Source organism: Pseudonocardia yunnanensis (assembly GCF_039534065.1).
Taxonomy (GTDB): Bacteria; Actinomycetota; Actinomycetes; order Mycobacteriales; family Pseudonocardiaceae; genus Pseudonocardia; species Pseudonocardia yunnanensis.
In genome coordinates, this window is sequence record NZ_BAAAUS010000046.1 from 42,228 (window position 1) to 60,268 (window position 18,041).

An 18,041-nucleotide genomic window follows, 5' to 3' on the forward strand; every position below is an offset into this window, starting at 1 on the left:
CGATGGGAGGAGTAGATGGATAATGGCTTCGCGGCCCAGCAGTTGATCGCCGAACTGCTACCCGAGCGGCTGGAGCGGCTGCGGAAGGTGACCGGTGTACCGGTCGTCCTCGGTGGCGCCACCCGCCACGGAGCCGATGGTGTACAGCTTGTCCTCGATCGCCTCATGGGCACTTTCGGGGACTCGTTGCGCGGACTCGTCGTGAAACCAGGAAAGGGCCTCGGGGGATGCGTGTTGCGCCGTCGCGCCCCTTTGCGCGTGAATGACTACGCCACCACGATGGCGATCACCCACGAGTACGACCAGGTAGTGCAGGCCGAACGGCTGACGTCCGTCTTCGCCGTGCCCGTGCTGCTCCGGGGTGAGGTCCGCAGCGTTCTGTACGGGGCCGTGCGCGAAAGCCGGCCCATCGACGACCGGACCGTTCGGAGTGCCGTCGTGGTGGCCGACCAACTGCAGCGTGACGTGGAGAACCGGCTCCGTCGCAATCCCGGCGAAACCGCTCAACGGGCCCGCGGCGCGCTCGCCGAGCTCGCCGCTGTCATTCGCGACACGAGCGATCCCGAGCTGCGGGCACGGTTGGTTCGGATCCATCGGGATTTTTCTGGTCGATCAACGCGTATCGGGGCGAAGCCGATTCTGGCGCCTCGGGAGATCGATGTGCTCCGGTTGGCGGAAGTGGGCGCGAGTAATCTGGAAATCGCAGCCCGGCTCGGGCTCAGCCTGGAGACGGTCAAGGCCTACCTTCGGTCGGCCATGCGCAAGTTGGCGGTCCACAACCGGACGGCCGCCGCACACCAGGCGCGGTTGAATGGAATTCTGTAAGTCGTCTCTCGGCCAACTCGGTCACAAGGAGAGCCCTTTCGTGGCAGACAGCACGTTTGAAACCGACTACCTGGTCATCGGGGGCGGCGCGACCGCCATGGCGTTCGTCGACACGCTGCTGGATGAGACCGACCACCGGATCGTGATGGTCGACCGCCATGACCATCCCGGTGGCCACTGGAACGACGCATACCCCTTCGTCCGCCTTCACCAGCCTTCGGCCTACTACGGTGTCGGCTCACGGGAGCTCGGCCGCGGTGTGAAGTACCTGAGCGGCCCGAACGCGGGCGGCTACGAACTGGCTTCGAAAGCCGAGATTCTCGATTACTACGACCAGGTCATGCGGCAGCGGTTCCTGGCCTCGGGTCGTGTGACATGGCTGCCGATGAGCGAATATCGGCGAGGGCTGCGCGGCAGCCATCACGTGACGTCGTTGGTCGGTGAGTCACGGGCCGAGGTTGTGGTGACGAAGAAGTTGGTCGACGCGACGCAGGTGCGGACCGAGGTTCCGGCGACGCACGGACCGCGGTACAGCGTGATGTCCCAGGTCCAGCTCATACCGGTCAACAGGTTGCCGGAAGTGCGCAGGCGGCATCCCTGCTACACGGTGGTCGGCGCGGGCAAGACCGGGATGGATGCATGCCTGTGGCTGTTGGCGAACGGGGTCGAGCCGGAGCGCGTCCGCTGGATCAGGACGCGTGATCCCTGGGTCCTGGACCGCGCTCACGTGCAGCCGTTCGCCGAGAACTTCGAGTTCACGATGCAGGGGAGCATCGATGGTTTCCGCGCGATCGTAGAAGCGACGTCGCCTGCGAACCTGTTCGAGCTGTTGGAGTCGTACGGCATTCTGATGCGGTTCGATCCCGACGTCGAACCGCGTGTCTTCCGCGCCGCCGTCCTCTCGCGGGGCGAGCTCGAGCAGCTGCGGCGTATCACGGATGTCGTTCGACTCGGGTACGTCTCCACGATCGAGACGAACCGCGTCGTCCTCGACAACGGAATCGTCGAAGCAGATCCCGACACGCTCTACATCGACTGCAGCGCGGCGGCCCTCCACCAGCCGCCGCCAGGTGCTGCGGTGTTCGAGCCGGGTGTCATCAACCTTCTGCCGACGCGGCGAGTCCAACCGGTTTTCAGCGCAGCTCTCACCGCCTTCATCGAAAGTCGGTTCGACGATGATGACGAGAAGAACGAGATGTGCCGGGTCGTGCCGTACCCGGAAGTCCCGCTCGACTGGCTCGTGATGTGGCAGCCCACTCTGGCGAACGCGGCTCAGTGGGCGCAGCGCCCTGATGTGAGGCGCTGGATCTCCCGGAGCCGGCTCAACGCGAGCGCCGCCGCTGAGCGCGGGCTCGATCCCGCCGACCCCCGTCGCCGTCAGCTGCGTGACCTCTTCCGCGAGAGTGCGGCCGAGGCTGCGGCAAGGATCCCGCACCTGCTCGAGGAGCTGGACGGCACCGAGCACACCCGGCTGCACCGGACGTCGTGAGCGAGACGGAGACTCCAACGGTGACCGACACCGTCCTTCAGTTGCTGCGTGACCGCAAGCAAGGTGGAAGTACTCCCGGACATCGCAGCGACGACGCGCGCCTGGTGCTACTGGTCGAAGGCGGAAGCTCTCGTGGCGCCTACTCGAGCGGCATGGCGATCGCTATCGAACAACTCGGGCTGCTACCGATGTTCGATGCCGTCTACGGAAGCTCCGCGGGAGCGCTGAACGCAGCGTGGCTGCTGTGCGGTCGCGCCGAAAGCAGCATGCACGCGTGGTGGGACCCGACCATCATGCGGACGACCATCGACCCGAGGCGCGCACTGCGCCGGCAGCCGGTCGTGGACACGCGTTTCCTCGTCCACACCGTGTACACCGAGATCATGCCGATGGGGTTCCGGGAGATCCTCGACAGCACCGTCGAGTTCCACCCGATCGCCACGGATGCCCTCACCGGCCAGGCCATCGATCTGCACGAGAAGATCCATGACCAGCCCAGCTTGCAGGCCGCACTCCGCGCGTCGACCGCAATGCCACTACTCGCAGGCGAACCGATCGAGATCGACGGGCGACCGTACGTCGACGCCGGGGTGAGCGAGGCGGTCCCCGTACGGACGGCGATCTCTCAGAAGGCCACGCACATCGTTGCGCTCCGCACTCGACGTATGGACGAGACCGTGTCAGCTCCGTCCCGCGGCGAACGGCTGGTGTTGTCGCGATGGTTCGCCCGGCGCGCACCAGGTGCCCTCGAGACATGGCTGCGCCGCGAGGCCATGAGAGCGGAGGAAGAGCGGCTTCTGGCGTCGCACCCCGCGACTTTGCAGATCCGCCCCCCGATCGGCAGCGTGCGGATCGGCCGTACCGAGCGACGCCCGCGCCTGCTTCGCGCAGCTGTCGAAACAGGTCTGCAGGCGGCATTGAACGAACTGGCGGGCTGCATCGAAGAGCCGGTTTGTCCCACGCCTCGACCCAGCCACGGAGGCCGGCGTTGAGGGCGTGACGACTTGCCACTCGCGGTTCATTGCCACTAGTAGAGGATGCTGTGCTGGTCGAGCCACGGGCGCGGGTTGATCTTCGTGCCGCGTGGTGTGACGACCTCGATGTGCAGGTGCGGCCCGGTCGCCTGACCGCGGTTGCCGACCTCGGCGATCTCCTGCCCGGCGGACACTCTCTGGCCGACCCTCACCAGTGAGCGGTTGATGTGCCCGTAGACCGTGATCGTGCCGTCCGCGTGCCGAACCCGTACCCAGAGGCCGAAGCCGCGAGCGGGACCGGAGCTGATCACGGTGCCCGCAAGCGGGACGTGGATCGGGGTGCCGATCGGGGCGGCGATGTCGAGCCCCTCGTGGAACGATCCCCAGCGGCCCCCGAATCCGGATGTGACCCGTCCGGTGACCATGTGGAGTGCGCCCCGGGCAGATGCCCGGGGCTTCGCCTTGGCGGCCTCCGCGGGGCGCGTGTCAACGATCTTGCTCGCGAAGCTGACCGCCGATCTGGGCATGAGTAGCGCGACTGGAGGCGCAGGTAGCTCGACGGGGGTCGGGGTGGCCACCGGGACTGCGGGTGCGGCGGCTGGTGCTGTCGCGTGGGTGGTTGAGCCGTTGAAGGCCGGCAGGACGCCGACGAGGGCGGCCGCTGCGGTGGCGGTGGCCGTGACGGCGACGCGGATGGTCAGAGCGGGGATGTGCAGGGGCACGGATACGGTTCCTCGGGGTGAGCACCGTCCGACGTACGGCCGTCGAAGGGGGAGCCGGCGGCGCCAAGCGAGTGCGCTCGGCCGTCGCTGTCCCGGCCGTGCCGCGTCCCGCCCGTCAGTCGGTGGCCCTGCGCCCGCCGCTCCGGGTGAGCAGCGATGTCAGCAGGGCCGTCCGAGACGCTACGAAGGCGTTTCATCGAATTGGCATGACGTATCTCTCAATGCGGTAAGGAATTCAGTGACGATGATGACGTGCTTTTCCACTCGATAGGAGGAGTGCTGGCCATGTCGATCTTCTGCTGGAAGTCGACAATTGCGTAGTTCGTCCTCGGTCTACTTCGAGCTGGAGGGCCATTGGCGTTGGCCGGTGATCCGAAAGAGTGAAAATATATTGCGGGGCGAAAAGAAGTGATCGCGTGAAAAGGTTGCGCCGGCGAATGAAAAGAAGGGCACAGTAGTCGGCGTCGGCGGCCCGCCCACGTGCTGCGTTGCATCGGCAAGCGGCTCGAAGGCACCGGCGATGGGCGGTGCCCAGCTCATGGCCCTGGTGCCGGACGCTCTGGAAGCTCGGCAGCGCTGCGACCGCTCGCGCCGACGCCACCGTGGCCGCCTTCCACGGGAGCCGGCACCACGGCACACTTCGCTGTGGACCCGCTAGTGGCCGGCGAAGGAGGTGCGCGGGCCACGACGGGAATGGGCACCGATGGCGTCGACCACACATCGAGATGCACTTCGTCGAGCTGTCCGGGCGGGGCTTGCCTTCGGGCCGGTCCTGCAGGATCGGGGCCGCCTGCTGCGGGTCGCGCTCGGAATTTGCCTCGCCACTGCCTTCGGCCTCGTTCTCGGCGATGAGCTAGCCGAGACGCTGCTGTGCGTGGGGGCGTTCTTCGGTGGGGTGGGTTCGTTGATTCCCCATCAGCGACACAGGTTCGTCGTTGCGTGGGCGAGCGCGGCGATGTTCACGATCGCGGCGTCTGTCGGGGCGGCCCTTCATGCCGTGTGGCCCGCCGTCTACGTCGTTCTGTTCGCCGGCATGTTCGCATCCGGCCTGCTACGAGCGGTGAGCGTCGGCCTCGGTGTGCGACTGCTCTTCGCGAGCTTCGTCATGCTGATCGTGGCGGAGACGGTGCCGGCGGTTGCGACGGCGGGCGAGGCGGTGGGCTGGCTCGGACTGGGCGCGGCGATCAGCGCCGCCTGCCAGTTCCTGCCGCCCTACGGTCCCCGCCACGGCACTCAGCGCCTCGCCGTGTCCGGCCTGTACGACGCCTTGGCGCTGGGTGCCCAGGAGAAGGCGGGCGGGATCGACCGGCGGCGGTCGTACGCCGCCCCGATCCGGGCCGCGTGGCGTGCTGTCTCGCTCGTGCCCGCACGCAGGCAGGCACATGTCGCCGACCTGCTCGGCCTGCTGACCGAAGGCGAGCGAATTGCCGGTGAGCTTCATGCCCTTCCCGCCGGCGAACAGGTGCTTCGGGCGTCGGCCGAGCAGCTGCGGGTCGTCGCCACGGCGGTCCGCACGGCTCAGCCACCGACCGGGCCGGGGCCACCGCCGGGCTCCGGGCCGCTCGGGGAGTCGGTCGTGGTGGCACGGCGCCTGGCGTCAGGATCACCGGTCGATTCCGCACGAGCCGAGCACACGGGCGTCCTGGTCGACCTGCGCGTCTCGTTCGCACGAACGATCGCGACCGTTCGTGCGCAGCTCCGCTGGGAGAGCCCCGTGTTCCGGCACGCGATGCGGCTGGCGGTCGCCGCGACTCTTGCCGAGTGGGTGGGCCGGGCAGCCTGGGACTGGGGCGGGATCGGCATCGCCGGGCACGGCTTCTGGATGTGTCTGACGGCCGCGCTCGTGCTCTTCCCCGACTACGCGGAGACGGTCGGCCGAGGCGTGGCACGCACCGCGGGAACCCTTGTCGGCGCGCTGGTGGGTTGGGCGCTCGCGCAGGTGCCCACGAGCCCGCTCGTCCGCGCGGTCATCCTGTGTGGGCTGCTCGCCGGCTACCTCGTCTTTCGCGGAAGCGGTCAGCTGTGGCTCATCATGTGGATCGCGGCCTGGGTCTCCTACCTGCTGGGTGGCGGCTCGGCTTTCACCAGGGTGGTCGACACGGTGGGCGGAGCCGTGATCGCGCTGGTGGTTTTCCTGGTGTGGCCGACCTGGCATCGGGACCGGCTACCGGCCGCCTTCGCCACGTGGGCACGGGAACAGGGCAGCGTGCTCGCGACGACGGTCACGGCGTGGGTCGCGCCGGGGAGCGCCGACGACGCGTACCTCGCCGAGCAGCGACGGGCGACGCGTGACGCGCGGCTGGAGTTCGCCGAGACCGCCGAGCACGCACTCCACGAGCCGACGCGCCATCACGTCGCATTCGACGACGAACCGCTCGGGGAGCTGCTGGGTCTGATTCATGACGTGAGCCGGCACTCCTCGACGCTCGCAGCTCTGGCTCCACACGACGAGGCCGAGGCGTGCCCGGCGGCAGCCGTCTACGTCGCCTACTTCGACGATGTGATGCGTTCCGTCGCCACCACGGCAGAGACCGGCGTGCTCCCCGCCGGCCAGGTCACCGCACCCGGGCCGAGGGGTTGCGGCGACGCGCTGGCCGACACCGTCCGAGCGACCGAGGCGCTGGCCGCCGCGGTGCGGAGGGCACACGGAGTTGTGGAGCCGTAGAGCTGTGAGGCGGTACCGCTGACATCAGTACGGCTCCGGAGTTCGGACTGGTTCCTAGGCTTCCGACAACCCCGACATCGCCGGTGAGCGGATCGCGTCAGTGAGCTCTTCGAACGCGGGCAGCGCCGCCAGCAGGATCTCCGACGTCGAGGGCGGCAACAGCTCGATGACTGCGAGGAGTTCCCTCGTGCGTTGCTCCCGGATGCGTTGGCTCTTGGCTTTGCCTGCGGGCGTGGCGCACGCGATAACTGCGCGCTGGTCGCGTTCGTCGACCACACGCTCGATGAGTCCGAGCTCATCCAGCCTGCCGATGACACGTGACAGCATGGTCGGATTGAGCCCCTCGACCCGGGCGAGTGCCGACAGCCGAATCCGGCGCCGGGCAGCGACGACCCCCAGCACGGATGCCTGTGCCGGCGTGAGGTCCTCGCTCGATGCGGACTGGTTCATCGCCCGCGCGAGCCTCCCGATCATGCGGCGCATCCGGGCTGCCGCCTCCGCGTCGAAGGTCGCCCGCTCAGCGACGTCCGCTGACTCATCTGTTCCTGCCTCGCCCATCGCAGCCATCCAATCAGGCCCCGGCCCGGGCGCCTCCACCGTCCGTCGACCCTGTCCCATTGCTTGCCGGCAGGCAATGGTATGCCTATGCCTATGCGCAGTGGCCTATCCCCCGGAACCACGACGAGCGAGAGCGCGACCGACGACCGCTACAAGTGGGTCGCCCTGACCAACACGACCGTCGGCGTGCTGCTCGCGACCATCGACTCCTCGATCATGCTGATCGCGATGCCCGACATCTTCCGCGGCATCCAGCTCGACCCGCTGCTGCCGGAGAACAGCTTCTACCTCCTGTGGATGATCCTTGGCTACCTGGTCACGAGCAGCGTGCTCGTGGTCAGCGTCGGCCGGCTCGGCGACCTGTTCGGCCGGGTCCGGATGTACAACCTCGGCTTCGCGATCTACACGTTCGCGTCCCTGATGCTCACGATCACCTGGATGAGCGGAGACGCAGGCGCGATCTGGCTGCTGGTCTGGCGGATCGTCCAGGGCGTCGGCGGGGCGTTTCTGGTCGGCAACTCGGGTGCGATCCTCACCGACGCTTTCCCCGCCGATCAACGAGGCCTGGCGTTGGGGATCAACAACGTCGCGGGGATCAGCGGGACCTTCATCGGTCTCGTGCTCGGCGGACTACTCGCCCCGGTCAGCTGGGGGCTGGTGTTCCTGATCTCCGTGCCGGCAGGACTCTTCGGTGCGATCTGGTCCTACATGCGACTCCGCGATATCAGCACCCGCTCCCGCGAGCCGATCGACTGGCTGGGCAACATCTCCTTCGCCGTCGGACTCGTGCTGGTGATGATCGGCATCACCAGCGGCATCCAGCCCTACGGGGGCCACACGATGGGCTGGACGAGCCCTGTCGTGATCGGCTCACTCGGCGCAGGAGTCGTGCTACTGCTCGCCTTCGCAGTGATCGAGACGCGGGTCCGCTTCCCGATGTTCCGGCTCCCGCTGTTCCGGATCAGGGCATTCACCTTCGGCACACTGTCGACCTTCCTGTCCGCGCTCGGGCGGGGAGGCCTGATGTTCATGCTGATCATCTGGTTGCAGGGGATCTGGCTGCCCCTGCACGGCTACTCGTTCGAGGAGACGCCGCTCTGGGCCGGGATCTACATGCTCCCGCTGACGGTCGGCTTCCTCGTGGCGGGTCCGCTGTCCGGTGCGCTCTCCGACCGGTTCGGCGCCCGCCCGTTCTCCACCGGGGGGATGCTCGGTGCCGCGCTCACCTTCGTCCTTCTCGAGCTGCTCCCGATCGACTTCCCGTACTGGGCCTTCGCAGGAATCCTCCTGCTCAACGGGCTGTCGATGGGCTGCTTCGCCTCGCCGAACAGGGCTGCGGTGATGAACAGCCTGCCGATCGGCGACCGGGGTGCCGGGGGCGGGATGAACTCGACCTTCCAGAACTCCGCACAGGTGTTCTCGATCGGGATCTTCTTCACCCTCATGATCAGTGGGCTGGCCGCCGCCCTGCCCTCGGCCCTGACCACCGGCCTTGAAGCACACCACGTACCGGCTGACGCAACTGCCGCTATCGCGGCCAGCCCGCCGGTCTCGGTGCTCTTCGCCGCGTTCCTCGGCTACAACCCCATCGAGCACCTCCTCGGACCAGCAGTCATCGCGCAGGTTCCACCCGCCGATACGGCAGTGCTCACCGGCAACGCGTTCTTCCCGAGCCTGATCGCCGGACCCTTCGAGGCCGGACTCCACATCGCGTTCGGTTTTGCCATCGCGGTGTGCCTGATCGCCGCGGCCGCGAGCCTGTCGCGGGGGACACGGTATGTGGCGGTCGAACTGGCGACCAGGACCGCAGCGGCTGAGCAGGCGCCCAGTCGCTGATCCGGCCTCGAGAAGGTAGCGGTTGATCCCACGTCGGCGAGCGTCCCGTATCGGCGATCGCCGGTACGGGACGGTGGAAGTACATGGTCGCCCTCGGTCGGCCCGTGGTGTCGGAGTTGTGCGGTCCGTCGTCCCCCGGTGGGGTTGATCCGGGGTTTCGATCGAATGACTGCGGCGAGCACGGGAGATCGTCTGCGTAGAGTCCGTCCACGACCTGATCGTCGTATCTGGATCGATCGCCGGGCGTGCACTGCCTGTGTGCCCCTGAACTTCGAAAGACGGTCTTCGACGCGTGGGCGTCGATTCGTGGCTGGGGCAGACATGGTGAGTGGCGTGCTGCTGGGCCTGCCCGCGACCGCGTCCGCACAAACCCTCGTGCCAACTGCGGCAACCCCAGCACGGTGTCCGGCTGTTCCTAGGGCAAGGCACCAGCGGAGGTGCGGCACCTTGCCGTCGTGGGGTGTTGGCAGGCAACATCAGGGCGCTCAGTGGTAGTCCGGCGGCGTCGCAGAGCAGGCAGCACGTGTTGCTCTGCGCGCCGTGGCCGGTGAGGTTGCGACCGGTCAGGTCCCCTTTTTCGCCGGCACCACGACGGGTGTCGATGCAGCCGCGCGACCGGTCCAACGGCTGGGCCTCGGGTAGCTCCTCGAGCACGGTGCGGTGCGGCTGAGCCCACACCTGGCGTGGCCGTTCGCCTGCTGCACGTTCTGGCCACCTCGGCTCGGCCGGCCCCGCAATGCCTGAACGATGTTCGTTCCCCGGACTCGCGTCTCCGTTATGCTCGTCATGAAGCCGCGATATCATTCAGATTTCGGGGGAGTTGTCGTGGAAAATCCCGCAATGTCCGAGAAATTCTTCGATGCGGTTCGGAGTGAGCTCGGTGCCGACAGCGTCGACACGAGCGATGACGCCATCGCCCGCTACGGGTTCAACCGCCTGCCCGGCGGTGACCGCGCGCCGGCGGGCGTGATCTGGCCGAGTTCGGTCGAGGACGTCCAGGTGGTGGTGCGACTTGCCGGGCAACATGGCGTGGGTCTGTGGCCGACCAGTACCGGACAGAACATCGGACTCGGTGAGTACAGCCCGGTCCGTGACGCTCAGGTCGTGCTCGATCTGGGGCGGCGGATGAACAAGGTCCTCGAGGTCAACGAGAAGCTGGGTTACGCCGTCATCCAGCCCGGTGTCACGTTTCGCCGGCTGCGGGCGGAGATGGCTGAGCGGGGCGACAAGCTGATGATCAGTGGTACGTCGGGTCCGCCGGATGGTGGGGTGCTGGGCAATGCGCTGGACCGCGGCGCCGGCTACACCCCGTATTTCGATCACTTCGGCATGCTCAGCGGGCTCGAGGTGGTGCTTCCGGACGGCGATATCCTGCACACCGGCGACGGGACGTTTGCCGGGGCGAAGACGCGTTATATCAACAAGTCCGGCTTCGGCCCGATGCTGGAGGGTCTGTTCTCCCAGTCGAACTACGGAATCGTGACGAGCGCTGCGATCTGGCTGCTGCCGCGGCCGCCGGCCATCTGCGCGTGGGCCTTCAGCTTCCCGGACGACGGAGACCTGCCGGAGATCATCGACATCGTCCGCGGGCTGAAGGCAACGAATTTCGTGCCCACTCTGATCAAGGTCACGAGCGGCGCCTACGGGTTCGCCACCGAGGCGACCTATCCCGGCTACGAACCCGGCGTCGGAGCACTGAGCGACACCGCGCGGCGCGAGCTCGAGCGTGAGCACGGCACAGGTGCGTGGACGGTGAGCGGCGCGTTCTACGGCCCGAGCGCCGATGCCCTCGAGCCGATGGTGCGCCGGGTGCGGGACATGTTCGAGGCCACGGGAAAGGCGACGTACATCTCGCACGAGGAGATCGTTCACAACCCTGTCCTCAAGATCCACCTCGACACGTTCAGTGGCGAGCCCACAGAGTCCGAACTCGGCTTGCTCGACTGGCGGCCCGGCGGCGGGGCGACGTGGTTGCTCCCCGCGACGCCGATGGACGGCGAGATCGCGCAGCAGCACCAGGAGCTTTCCCGGCGGATCCTGACCGAGCACGGCTTCGAGTACCTGGTCGAGTTCGTGTGCGGGCCGCGTGCCGCGCGTGCGCTGCACATCATCGTCTACAACCGGGCCGACGACGCAGAGCGCAGCCGGATGCGCGATTGCTACGCCGCGCTGGTCGAGGCTTACGACCGGATCGGATACCCGATCAGCAGAACACCCACCGACTATCAGGAGCAGGCGATGGATCGGCTGCCGGAACTGAAGAAGTTCACCGGCCTGCTCAAGGGGGCGTTGGACCCGCAGGGGGTCATCGCGCCCGGAAAGTACGGGATCGCCTGATGCCCCGGTTTCCTCGCCGAGTACGAATAGTGACACCCGGCTCATCCGACAGACGAGAGATCCACTGCCCTACACGGCAGGGACGGACGAGAAATTTCACAGGGCGCAATATCCCCGTTGAACGGTGAATGAACCCGGCTGACCATAACGGTGCCGCACCGGCGATCAGGTCAGGTCTACATCGAGGATGTGTCATTTATGAAGTTCTCTCTTTTCTACCCGGTCTCGCTCGGAGCCCCGAACACAGTGCCGCTCGGATCAGGCCTTCTCGGCCTGCACCGCGGCTTGTACGGACAGGCTGTCGATGAACTGCGCCGGCAGGCGGTCTGTGCCGACGAGACCGGATGGACGTCGCTGATGATGGCCGAGCACCATTTCGAGGTCGAGGGTTATCACGTCACCCCGAACCCCTTGTTGCTCAACGTGCACCTCGCAGCCCACACGAAGCGCCTTCGGCACGGGCAGATGGGGCTCGTGCTCCCCAACTGGAACCCGCTTCGGCTCGCCGAGGACATCGCCGTGGCCGACCATCTGACCGGAGGGCGGTTGGACGTGGGCCTGAGCCGCGGCTACCAGTCGCGCTCGGTCGGCGTGCTCGGCCAGCACGTGGGGGTGTCGTCCGCGGGCGCGGAGGCCGCGGACGTGCGCAACCGCCGTGTCTTCGAAGAGTGGTTCGAGATCATGCAGCGCTCGTGGAGCGAGGATCTGTGGTCCTACGAGGGCGAGTTCATCCAGGTGCCGCCGGCCGGTCTCAGGTGGACGAACGCGGTGTCGAAGAAGCTGGACGCGGGCATCGTCGAGGGCGAGGTCGCGAAGATTGCGACGGTTCCGAAGCCCGTGCAGCTGCCGCACCCGCCCGTGTTCACCACCGTCAGCAGAAGTCCGGAGAGCATCGAGTGGTCGGCGAAGGTCGGCAGCTCGATCGTCACGCTCGCCACCGGTGAAGGAACCATCAGCGGTATTTTCCAGTCCTACGTCGACTCTGCGGCGAGGTACGGCCGTTCGGTGAAGTTCGGCGAGTACCGGCCGGAGGGCGGTGTTGCTCTGTGTCGCATGCTCGCCGTCGCCGAGACCCACGAGGAGGCATGGGAAAGCGCCCGCCAGAATCTCGCCTTCGTAGGTGACTGGCTGGGTGAGTTCGGCTTCTGGGAGGCGTGGCGTCTGCCCGGCCAGGAAGGCCCGGTGCCCCGCACGCTGGAGCAGCTGGTCGCGGCGGGCATGGTGCTGGTCGGAACGCCCGACGAGGTCGGCGAGCAGATCCAGCGGCTCCGTGACACCTTCGATCTCGAGTACCTGGTGTTCGTCGCCTGCGCCGGCTCGGTCGAGCACCGGCGGATGATCGACACCATTCAGCTCTTCGGCGAGAACGTGATTCCGAAGTTCCGGCCGATCCCGGCGGCCGCCTAGGAGTGCGAGATGCCGACTCCAGGACTGGCGCGAGACGGTCATTCTGGCGAAACCGACATGAAGTCGGTGCGCCGGGCATTCGCCGCGCTCGATGTCCTGGTCGAGTCGGCACCACGGGCGGTGCGAGTCGCCGACCTGGCCGGATATCTCGGAGTCAGTGCGGCCACCGCGTCACGGGTCTTGGCGACGCTGGCTGAGCAGGGGTATGCGACCCGGACGGTCGATCGCCGGTACACGATCGGTGTGCGGTCGCTGCCGCTGGCGACGAACTGGATGCGCATGCTGCGTGACGCGGCAATGGAACCGGCGATCAGGGTCGCCGACCAGACCGGCGAGATCGTCGTCGTCAGCCAGCTGCTCGGGGCCGAGCAGGTACCGGTCCTGTGGCACCTGCCTCGGCACCGGGAGACCATGAGCGCCACGGATATCGCTCAGGTGGTGAGCCCGTATCCGTTGTGGGCGACGGCCAGCGGGAGAGCGCTCCTCGGCAGCCTGCCTCCCGCGCAGCGTCGCAGGCTGCTGCCCCAGGAAGCGATTCCCACTCTGACCGAACTGACGCCGACGAGCTCCACCGCGATCAAGACCGCGATCAGGACGGGTCTGAAGTACGGAGCGCATGTCGAGGAAGGCGAAGTGCACCCGGGAATATGGTGCTGCTCCGTCGCGCTGGAGCCGACCCAGGCCGACGAACGGCTCGCCATCGCTGCAATATGCCTCGGCGAGCCCAGTGCTTCGCAGCTGCGTCGAATCCATCGGGTGCTTCGACGGGAGGCGTTCAACACGATCGTCGCCTTACCGACGCGGGGGGAGTGTCGTCGGCTCGCGCATTGATGAGACTTCGAGTGGAGCGGCACGGGAGTCGCCCTGTGCGCAGCCCGGCCTGATGACCCCGCACTGCGCACAGCCGTGGACACCGTTGATGACGGAGCGCAGTGAGCGAGTAGCCCGTTCGGCCGGGATTCGGGCTAGCCCGGCCCACCAGTTGGCCGGTTGGCAGAGCAGCGTGCGACGAACGGTCGATTGGATGCGACGTTCGGTCGGTTGACTGATTACATACTGTTGCTTTGCAGACACCGGGTGATTCTTCGCTGGCTACCTCGGTCACTTACCGTGATGTTACTGTAACGAGGCGAACCCGGGCGGTTGACCGTGGCAGGAGCTCCGGCAGAGGGCCAGGGCCGCCTCCTTCCCATCGGCAGGTGGGGGACGCCACCGAAGCGGTCGATGAGCGCCGCATCGCGTCGGTACGAACGCTGGGTACGGGAGTCCTACGGCGGCGGGCCGCCGAACCTCGAGTACGTCGTCCGGCACCCCGACGGCAAGGACATCTGGTTCGACGGCGTCGACATGGACATCTTGCTTGAGGCCAAAGGGCACTACGCCTGCTTCGTCGATCAGAAGAGCGAGGATTGGCATGCCTGGTACCGATGGTCAGCAGGGTCCGGCCTCCGGGCACTGATCGGCCAGGCGCGGCGTCAGATGGAGGCCGCCCGTGGCCTGCCGGTGCGCTGGCTCTGCGCCGAGTCGGTGGTGGCGGACCTACTGGGGGACGAGTTCCGAGCGTCACCTGCGCTGTCCGGTAGGGTCTCCGCAGAGTTCGCGCCCATGCCCGGCTGGGATCCGTAGCAATGGGCGTGGCTCGTTCGAAAGGATTCGGGTGCGCACCCCCGACGGAGGAACCGCGGTGGCCGCCGACGACTGGACCGTGCAGGTGCTCACCCGGTATCCACCGGGTCGCGCCGCCGCGTGGGCCGTCACGGCGCGTGCCATCGAGGGCGTGATGGACGCTGTGGAGAGCGCGCAGCGGCCCGCTGTCGGCACGGCGGCTCTGCGCTGGTCGGACGGCGACCGCGAGTGGACGCCCCCGCTGCTGGAGCTGGTGCTGTCGCGGCGCGAGCGACACGATGACGGCGACCTGGTTTCGGGTGCATCGTCGGTCGGTGACCTGCGCGGCGAGCTGCCAGGGGGTCGCCCGGCCGTCACGCTGAGCTGGGAGCTCGGTGGGCATGCAGCGGTCGGCTCGGTGCGGGCCCGGTTCGACGGTGGCATCTGCGGTCCGCTTCAGGACCGCTCGCCACAGTGGCTTGCAGAGCTGCTGTGCAGCGTCGCAGATCCGCTCGAGGCTGATCGCGGACAGATCACCACGCGCGCCTTGTCGAGAGCGTTGGGTAGGGCAGGGGCCTCTCTGGACGTCGGGGCGCTCACGTTGGTCCCGACCGGTCTGCCGCACGGCGTTGCGATCCCCGACGGGTTCCACGCCATTCCCGGCCAGCACCGGTACGCCGGAGGTGTTGTGGTCGCCGCCGATCTGCACGCCGTCGCTTTCTCACCGGAAGTCGTCGTTGCAGGTCTCCTCGAGATCGATCGGGCAATGGATTCGGGCCGGCAGGGTGAGGCGACCCGGCGCTGAGCGTCCGACGGCAACACGGGGTCGGTGCTTGGTGGTCGGGACCGAGATCGGTGGCGCTGGTGGGGCTCTCCGCCCTCCGCAGGCCTACCACGGGCCGTCAGATCGGTAAATTCCGTGGCTGTCCACTATGTCCCGACGACGCCGGTTCCTACGCTGGTGCCGTGATCGTGACGGGCAGGCCGCACGTCGCGAGGCGGCCGACATCCGGCCCTCATTCCCGGAGCACCTGTGAACGTTGTCCTCGTCGTCGCGTCCGCCCTACTGGTGGTCGCCCTCTTGCTGGTCGCGTGGTTCGTCGCCACGTACAACTCGCTCATCCGCGGGCGCAACGCCACCGACAACGCCTGGGCCCAGGTGGACGTGCAGCTCAAGCGCCGCTACGACCTCGTGCCCAACCTCATCGAGACCGTCCGCGGCTACGCGGCGCATGAGCGCGCCGCGCTCGACTCGGTCCTCGTAGCGCGCGCGGCGGCGATCAGCGCCCACGGTCCCGAGCACCAGGCACAGGCCGAGGATGTGCTGTCGGGGGCGCTGCGTGGGCTGATCGCGGTGGCGGAGGCGTACCCGCAGCTGCGGGCCGGGCGGAACTTCGCCGACCTGCAGGCCGAGCTCGCCGACACCGAGAACCGGATCGCTTACGCGCGGCAGTACTACAACGACGCCGTTCTCACCTACAACAACGCCGTGCAGACGGTCCCGACGGCGCTCGTCGCCGCGACGACCGGGTTCTGGCAGCGGGAGTTCTTCCAGCCGGCCGGCGTCGAGCGCGGCCCGGTCCAGGTGCGGTTCTAGGCCGATGGACCTGCTGGCCGACCCGGTGCTCGCCGGGGGTGCCGCCGCGGTCGCGGCGGCGCTGTGGTTCCTCCTGTTCGGGCTGATGGCTTTGGCCACCCGCGGCGCCACGCCGCAGCCGGGCCCGCCGACCGGGCAGTTCGGGCCGGAGCCGCCCGCGCTCGCCGGCCTGATGACGAACGGCTGGCGGTTCACCGGCCATGCCGTCGCCGCGACCCTGCTCGACCTCGCAGCCCGCCGCCTGGTGACGATCGAGGAGATCGGCCCGGAGCTCGCGCTGGTGCGGCTGGCCCGCGGCGGGGCCCCCGCCCTGCGCCCGTACGAGCAGATGGTGCTCGACCACGTCCACAAGCTGGCCGTCGACGGGGTGGTGGCGACCGGAGCACTCGCCGAGGGCAATCGCAACCTGGACAGGTGGCGCAAGCGCTTCCGCAACGCGGTGATCGACGAGTCGCGGCGGCTCGGGTTCTCGCAGCGCCGGTGGGGCCGTGCGAATCGCAGGTTGCTGATCGTGAGCGCGGCCGTTCCGGCGGCGGCCGCCGCGCTGTTGGGACTGAACTTGTTGCCCGATGACGGGGCCGGCGCCGCGTTCGGCATCGGGATGCTCGTGTTCGTCGGCCTGGGGAGCCTCGTGGAACGGCTCAACACCGAGCGCGGCACCGCGGCCGGCGCCGTCGTCGCCGGCCGCTGGCTCGGCGTGCGGGAGCACCTGGCCGGCGGGCGGTTCGCCGAGCAGCCCGCCGCGGCCGTCACGGTGTGGGGGCACACGCTGGCCTACGCCGCGGCCATGGGGCTCGCGCCCCGCGCGGTGGCCGGCCTGCCGATCGCCGTCGAGGCCGACGACTCGCGGGCGTGGTCCGACTACGGGGGCCGGTGGCACCTCGTCCAGGTCCGGTACGGGGCACCCGGCCCGTGGGGGCTGATCTGGGGACGTACCTCGTGGGCGGTAGTCGGCAACGGGCTGCTGGCCGGTAGCGGAGCGTTCACGCTGGTCATCGTCGGTGTGATCCTCGGCAGCGTGCTGCTCGGATGGGAGGCGAGCGACCCGATCACCCTGGCACTGACGGCCGGCGTGACCGTCGCCGCCGTGCCGATCGCGCTGGTGCTCGCCGACCACGTGGCGCAGCTGACGGTGGAGGGGCAGCTCGTGCGCTGCCGCCGGCATCAGGTCGGCGGCAGTGGCGACTCGCCCGTCACCTACACGTACTGGATCGCGATCGACGACGGGCGCGCCCGCGCGGGGCGGGCGTTCGCTCTCGAGGAGAAGGACTTCGACCGGCTCGCCGAGGGCGATCTGGTTCGCGCGCGGGTGGGCCGGTGGCTGGGCCGGGTCCGTGAGATCGAGGTGCTCGTCCCGTCGCGGCACCGCGGTACGCCTCCCGACCCGCATCCCGCCCCGGCCAGGTGAGACTGCAGTCGACGTCGTGCAGCTGCACCCGGACTCAACCCTGACCGATGAGTTCCACCCGCCGGGCGTGTCTTACCCGCGACAGCACCTTCGGCGCGGGGAGACGGGACCATGGCGGTTGGGGAGAGCGTGGACGCGGGCACGGCGTTGGACGAGGCGCGCCGGGTGGTGGCGGCCAACGCCTACATGACGCTGGCCACCGCTGACGCCGACGGGCGACCGTGGGCCACCCCGGTGTGGTTCGCGGCCCTCGACTGTGCGGACTTCGTCTGGGTGTCGCGCCCGGGGGCCCGCCACTCCGCCAACATCACCGGCCGGTCCGCGGTCGGCATCGTCGTCTTCGACTCCACGGTGGCGGTGGGCGGGGCGGCGGCGGTCTACGTCGAGGCCGAGGCCGAGGAGGTCGGCCCCGACGACCGCGCCGCCGCGCTCGCCGTCTACAACGGGCGCGCGCAGGAGCAGGGCATCGCGTCGTGGAGCGAGCGCGACGTCTCCGGGGCGGCGCAGTTCCGGATCTACCGGGCGCGGGCGTCGCGGGTCTACGTCCTCGACGAGCACGACGGGCGGGTCGAGGTGGGCGAGGGCTGAACCCACGGGGATCCGGGGAGACGGGCGCCG

15 protein-coding genes are annotated in these 18,041 nt (G+C 68.4%); 13 read left to right on the plus strand and 2 right to left on the minus strand.

Annotated features, from left to right (window positions below; genetic code table 11):
- The first annotated feature begins 15 nt into the window (after positions 1-15).
- The 3 genes from ABD743_RS35865 to ABD743_RS35875 are packed head-to-tail and all read left to right on the plus strand — an operon-like array spanning position 16 to position 3,306.
- Positions 16-825: a helix-turn-helix transcriptional regulator gene (locus ABD743_RS35865; RefSeq protein WP_344727779.1), complete on the plus strand. Its 810-nt coding sequence runs from the start codon at positions 16-18 to the stop codon at positions 823-825.
- Positions 826-865: 40 nt separating this feature from the next.
- Positions 866-2,314: an NAD(P)-binding protein gene (locus ABD743_RS35870; RefSeq protein ID WP_344727780.1), complete on the plus strand. Its 1,449-nt coding sequence runs from the start codon at positions 866-868 to the stop codon at positions 2,312-2,314.
- Positions 2,315-2,334: 20 nt separating this feature from the next.
- Positions 2,335-3,306 (plus strand): patatin-like phospholipase family protein, encoded by a 972-nt coding sequence (locus ABD743_RS35875; RefSeq protein WP_344727781.1) that lies wholly within the window; start codon positions 2,335-2,337, stop codon positions 3,304-3,306.
- A 35-nt stretch (positions 3,307-3,341) separates the two neighbouring features.
- Here the strand turns inward: ABD743_RS35875 and ABD743_RS35880 are convergent, their stop codons facing one another.
- Positions 3,342-4,010 (minus strand): M23 family metallopeptidase, encoded by a 669-nt coding sequence (locus ABD743_RS35880; protein WP_344727782.1) that lies wholly within the window; start codon positions 4,008-4,010, stop codon positions 3,342-3,344.
- A 703-nt stretch (positions 4,011-4,713) separates the two neighbouring features.
- Between ABD743_RS35880 and ABD743_RS35885 the strand changes: the two genes are divergently transcribed.
- Positions 4,714-6,675: an FUSC family protein gene (locus tag ABD743_RS35885; protein ID WP_344727784.1), complete on the plus strand. Its 1,962-nt coding sequence runs from the start codon at positions 4,714-4,716 to the stop codon at positions 6,673-6,675.
- 54 nt (positions 6,676-6,729) lie between these two features.
- On the opposite strand, the gene ABD743_RS35890 is transcribed toward ABD743_RS35885, so the two are convergent.
- Complete coding sequence (locus ABD743_RS35890) at positions 6,730-7,272, minus strand: MarR family winged helix-turn-helix transcriptional regulator (RefSeq protein ID WP_344727785.1); 543 nt, start codon at positions 7,270-7,272, stop codon at positions 6,730-6,732.
- A gap of 48 nt (positions 7,273-7,320) precedes the next feature.
- On the opposite strand from ABD743_RS35890, the gene ABD743_RS35895 reads away from it, so the two are divergent.
- The 9 genes from ABD743_RS35895 (at position 7,321) to ABD743_RS35935 (ending at position 18,011) form a co-directional block, all read left to right on the plus strand.
- Positions 7,321-9,069, plus strand: coding sequence for an MFS transporter (locus tag ABD743_RS35895; RefSeq protein WP_379659390.1), 1,749 nt, complete (start codon positions 7,321-7,323; stop codon positions 9,067-9,069).
- Between the two features lie 840 nt (positions 9,070-9,909).
- Positions 9,910-11,406, plus strand: a complete 1,497-nt coding sequence (locus ABD743_RS35900; protein ID WP_344727787.1) for an FAD-binding oxidoreductase — start codon at positions 9,910-9,912, stop codon at positions 11,404-11,406.
- 198 nt (positions 11,407-11,604) lie between these two features.
- On the plus strand, positions 11,605-12,813 hold the full coding sequence (locus ABD743_RS35905) for an LLM class flavin-dependent oxidoreductase (RefSeq protein WP_344727788.1): 1,209 nt from the start codon (positions 11,605-11,607) through the stop codon (positions 12,811-12,813).
- A 57-nt stretch (positions 12,814-12,870) separates the two neighbouring features.
- A complete protein-coding gene (locus ABD743_RS35910) occupies positions 12,871-13,644 on the plus strand; it encodes an IclR family transcriptional regulator (protein ID WP_344727789.1) in 774 nt (257 codons plus the stop codon).
- Positions 13,645-14,037: 393 nt separating this feature from the next.
- Positions 14,038-14,439 (plus strand): Tox-REase-5 domain-containing protein, encoded by a 402-nt coding sequence (locus tag ABD743_RS35915; protein WP_344727791.1) that lies wholly within the window; start codon positions 14,038-14,040, stop codon positions 14,437-14,439.
- A gap of 31 nt (positions 14,440-14,470) precedes the next feature.
- Entirely contained in the window at positions 14,471-15,223 is a 753-nt protein-coding gene (locus ABD743_RS35920) for a hypothetical protein (RefSeq protein WP_344727792.1), read from the plus strand.
- A gap of 228 nt (positions 15,224-15,451) precedes the next feature.
- A complete protein-coding gene (locus ABD743_RS35925; RefSeq protein WP_344727793.1) occupies positions 15,452-16,015 on the plus strand; it encodes a LemA family protein in 564 nt (187 codons plus the stop codon).
- Between the two features lie 4 nt (positions 16,016-16,019).
- The gene (locus tag ABD743_RS35930; RefSeq protein WP_344727795.1) at positions 16,020-17,423 is read left to right on the plus strand and encodes a DUF2207 family protein; all 1,404 of its coding nucleotides are present in this window, start codon (positions 16,020-16,022) and stop codon (positions 17,421-17,423) included.
- A 111-nt stretch (positions 17,424-17,534) separates the two neighbouring features.
- A complete protein-coding gene (locus ABD743_RS35935) occupies positions 17,535-18,011 on the plus strand; it encodes a pyridoxamine 5'-phosphate oxidase family protein (protein ID WP_344727796.1) in 477 nt (158 codons plus the stop codon).
- Positions 18,012-18,041 lie beyond the last annotated feature (30 nt).

What these genes read in the sequence shown, in the direction of transcription:
- ABD743_RS35865 (WP_344727779.1), top strand. Translation starts at nt 16, where the DNA reads ATGGATAATGGCTTCGCGGCCCAGCAGTTGATCGCCGAACTGCTACCC.
- ABD743_RS35885 (WP_344727784.1), top strand. Translation starts at nt 4,714, where the DNA reads ATGGCGTCGACCACACATCGAGATGCACTTCGTCGAGCTGTCCGGGCG.
- ABD743_RS35895 (WP_379659390.1), top strand. Translation starts at nt 7,321, where the DNA reads ATGCCTATGCGCAGTGGCCTATCCCCCGGAACCACGACGAGCGAGAGC.
- ABD743_RS35900 (WP_344727787.1), top strand. Translation starts at nt 9,910, where the DNA reads ATGTCCGAGAAATTCTTCGATGCGGTTCGGAGTGAGCTCGGTGCCGAC.
- ABD743_RS35905 (WP_344727788.1), top strand. Translation starts at nt 11,605, where the DNA reads ATGAAGTTCTCTCTTTTCTACCCGGTCTCGCTCGGAGCCCCGAACACA.
- ABD743_RS35910 (WP_344727789.1), top strand. Translation starts at nt 12,871, where the DNA reads ATGAAGTCGGTGCGCCGGGCATTCGCCGCGCTCGATGTCCTGGTCGAG.
- ABD743_RS35915 (WP_344727791.1), top strand. Translation starts at nt 14,038, where the DNA reads ATGAGCGCCGCATCGCGTCGGTACGAACGCTGGGTACGGGAGTCCTAC.
- ABD743_RS35930 (WP_344727795.1), top strand. Translation starts at nt 16,020, where the DNA reads ATGGACCTGCTGGCCGACCCGGTGCTCGCCGGGGGTGCCGCCGCGGTC.
- ABD743_RS35935 (WP_344727796.1), top strand. Translation starts at nt 17,535, where the DNA reads ATGGCGGTTGGGGAGAGCGTGGACGCGGGCACGGCGTTGGACGAGGCG.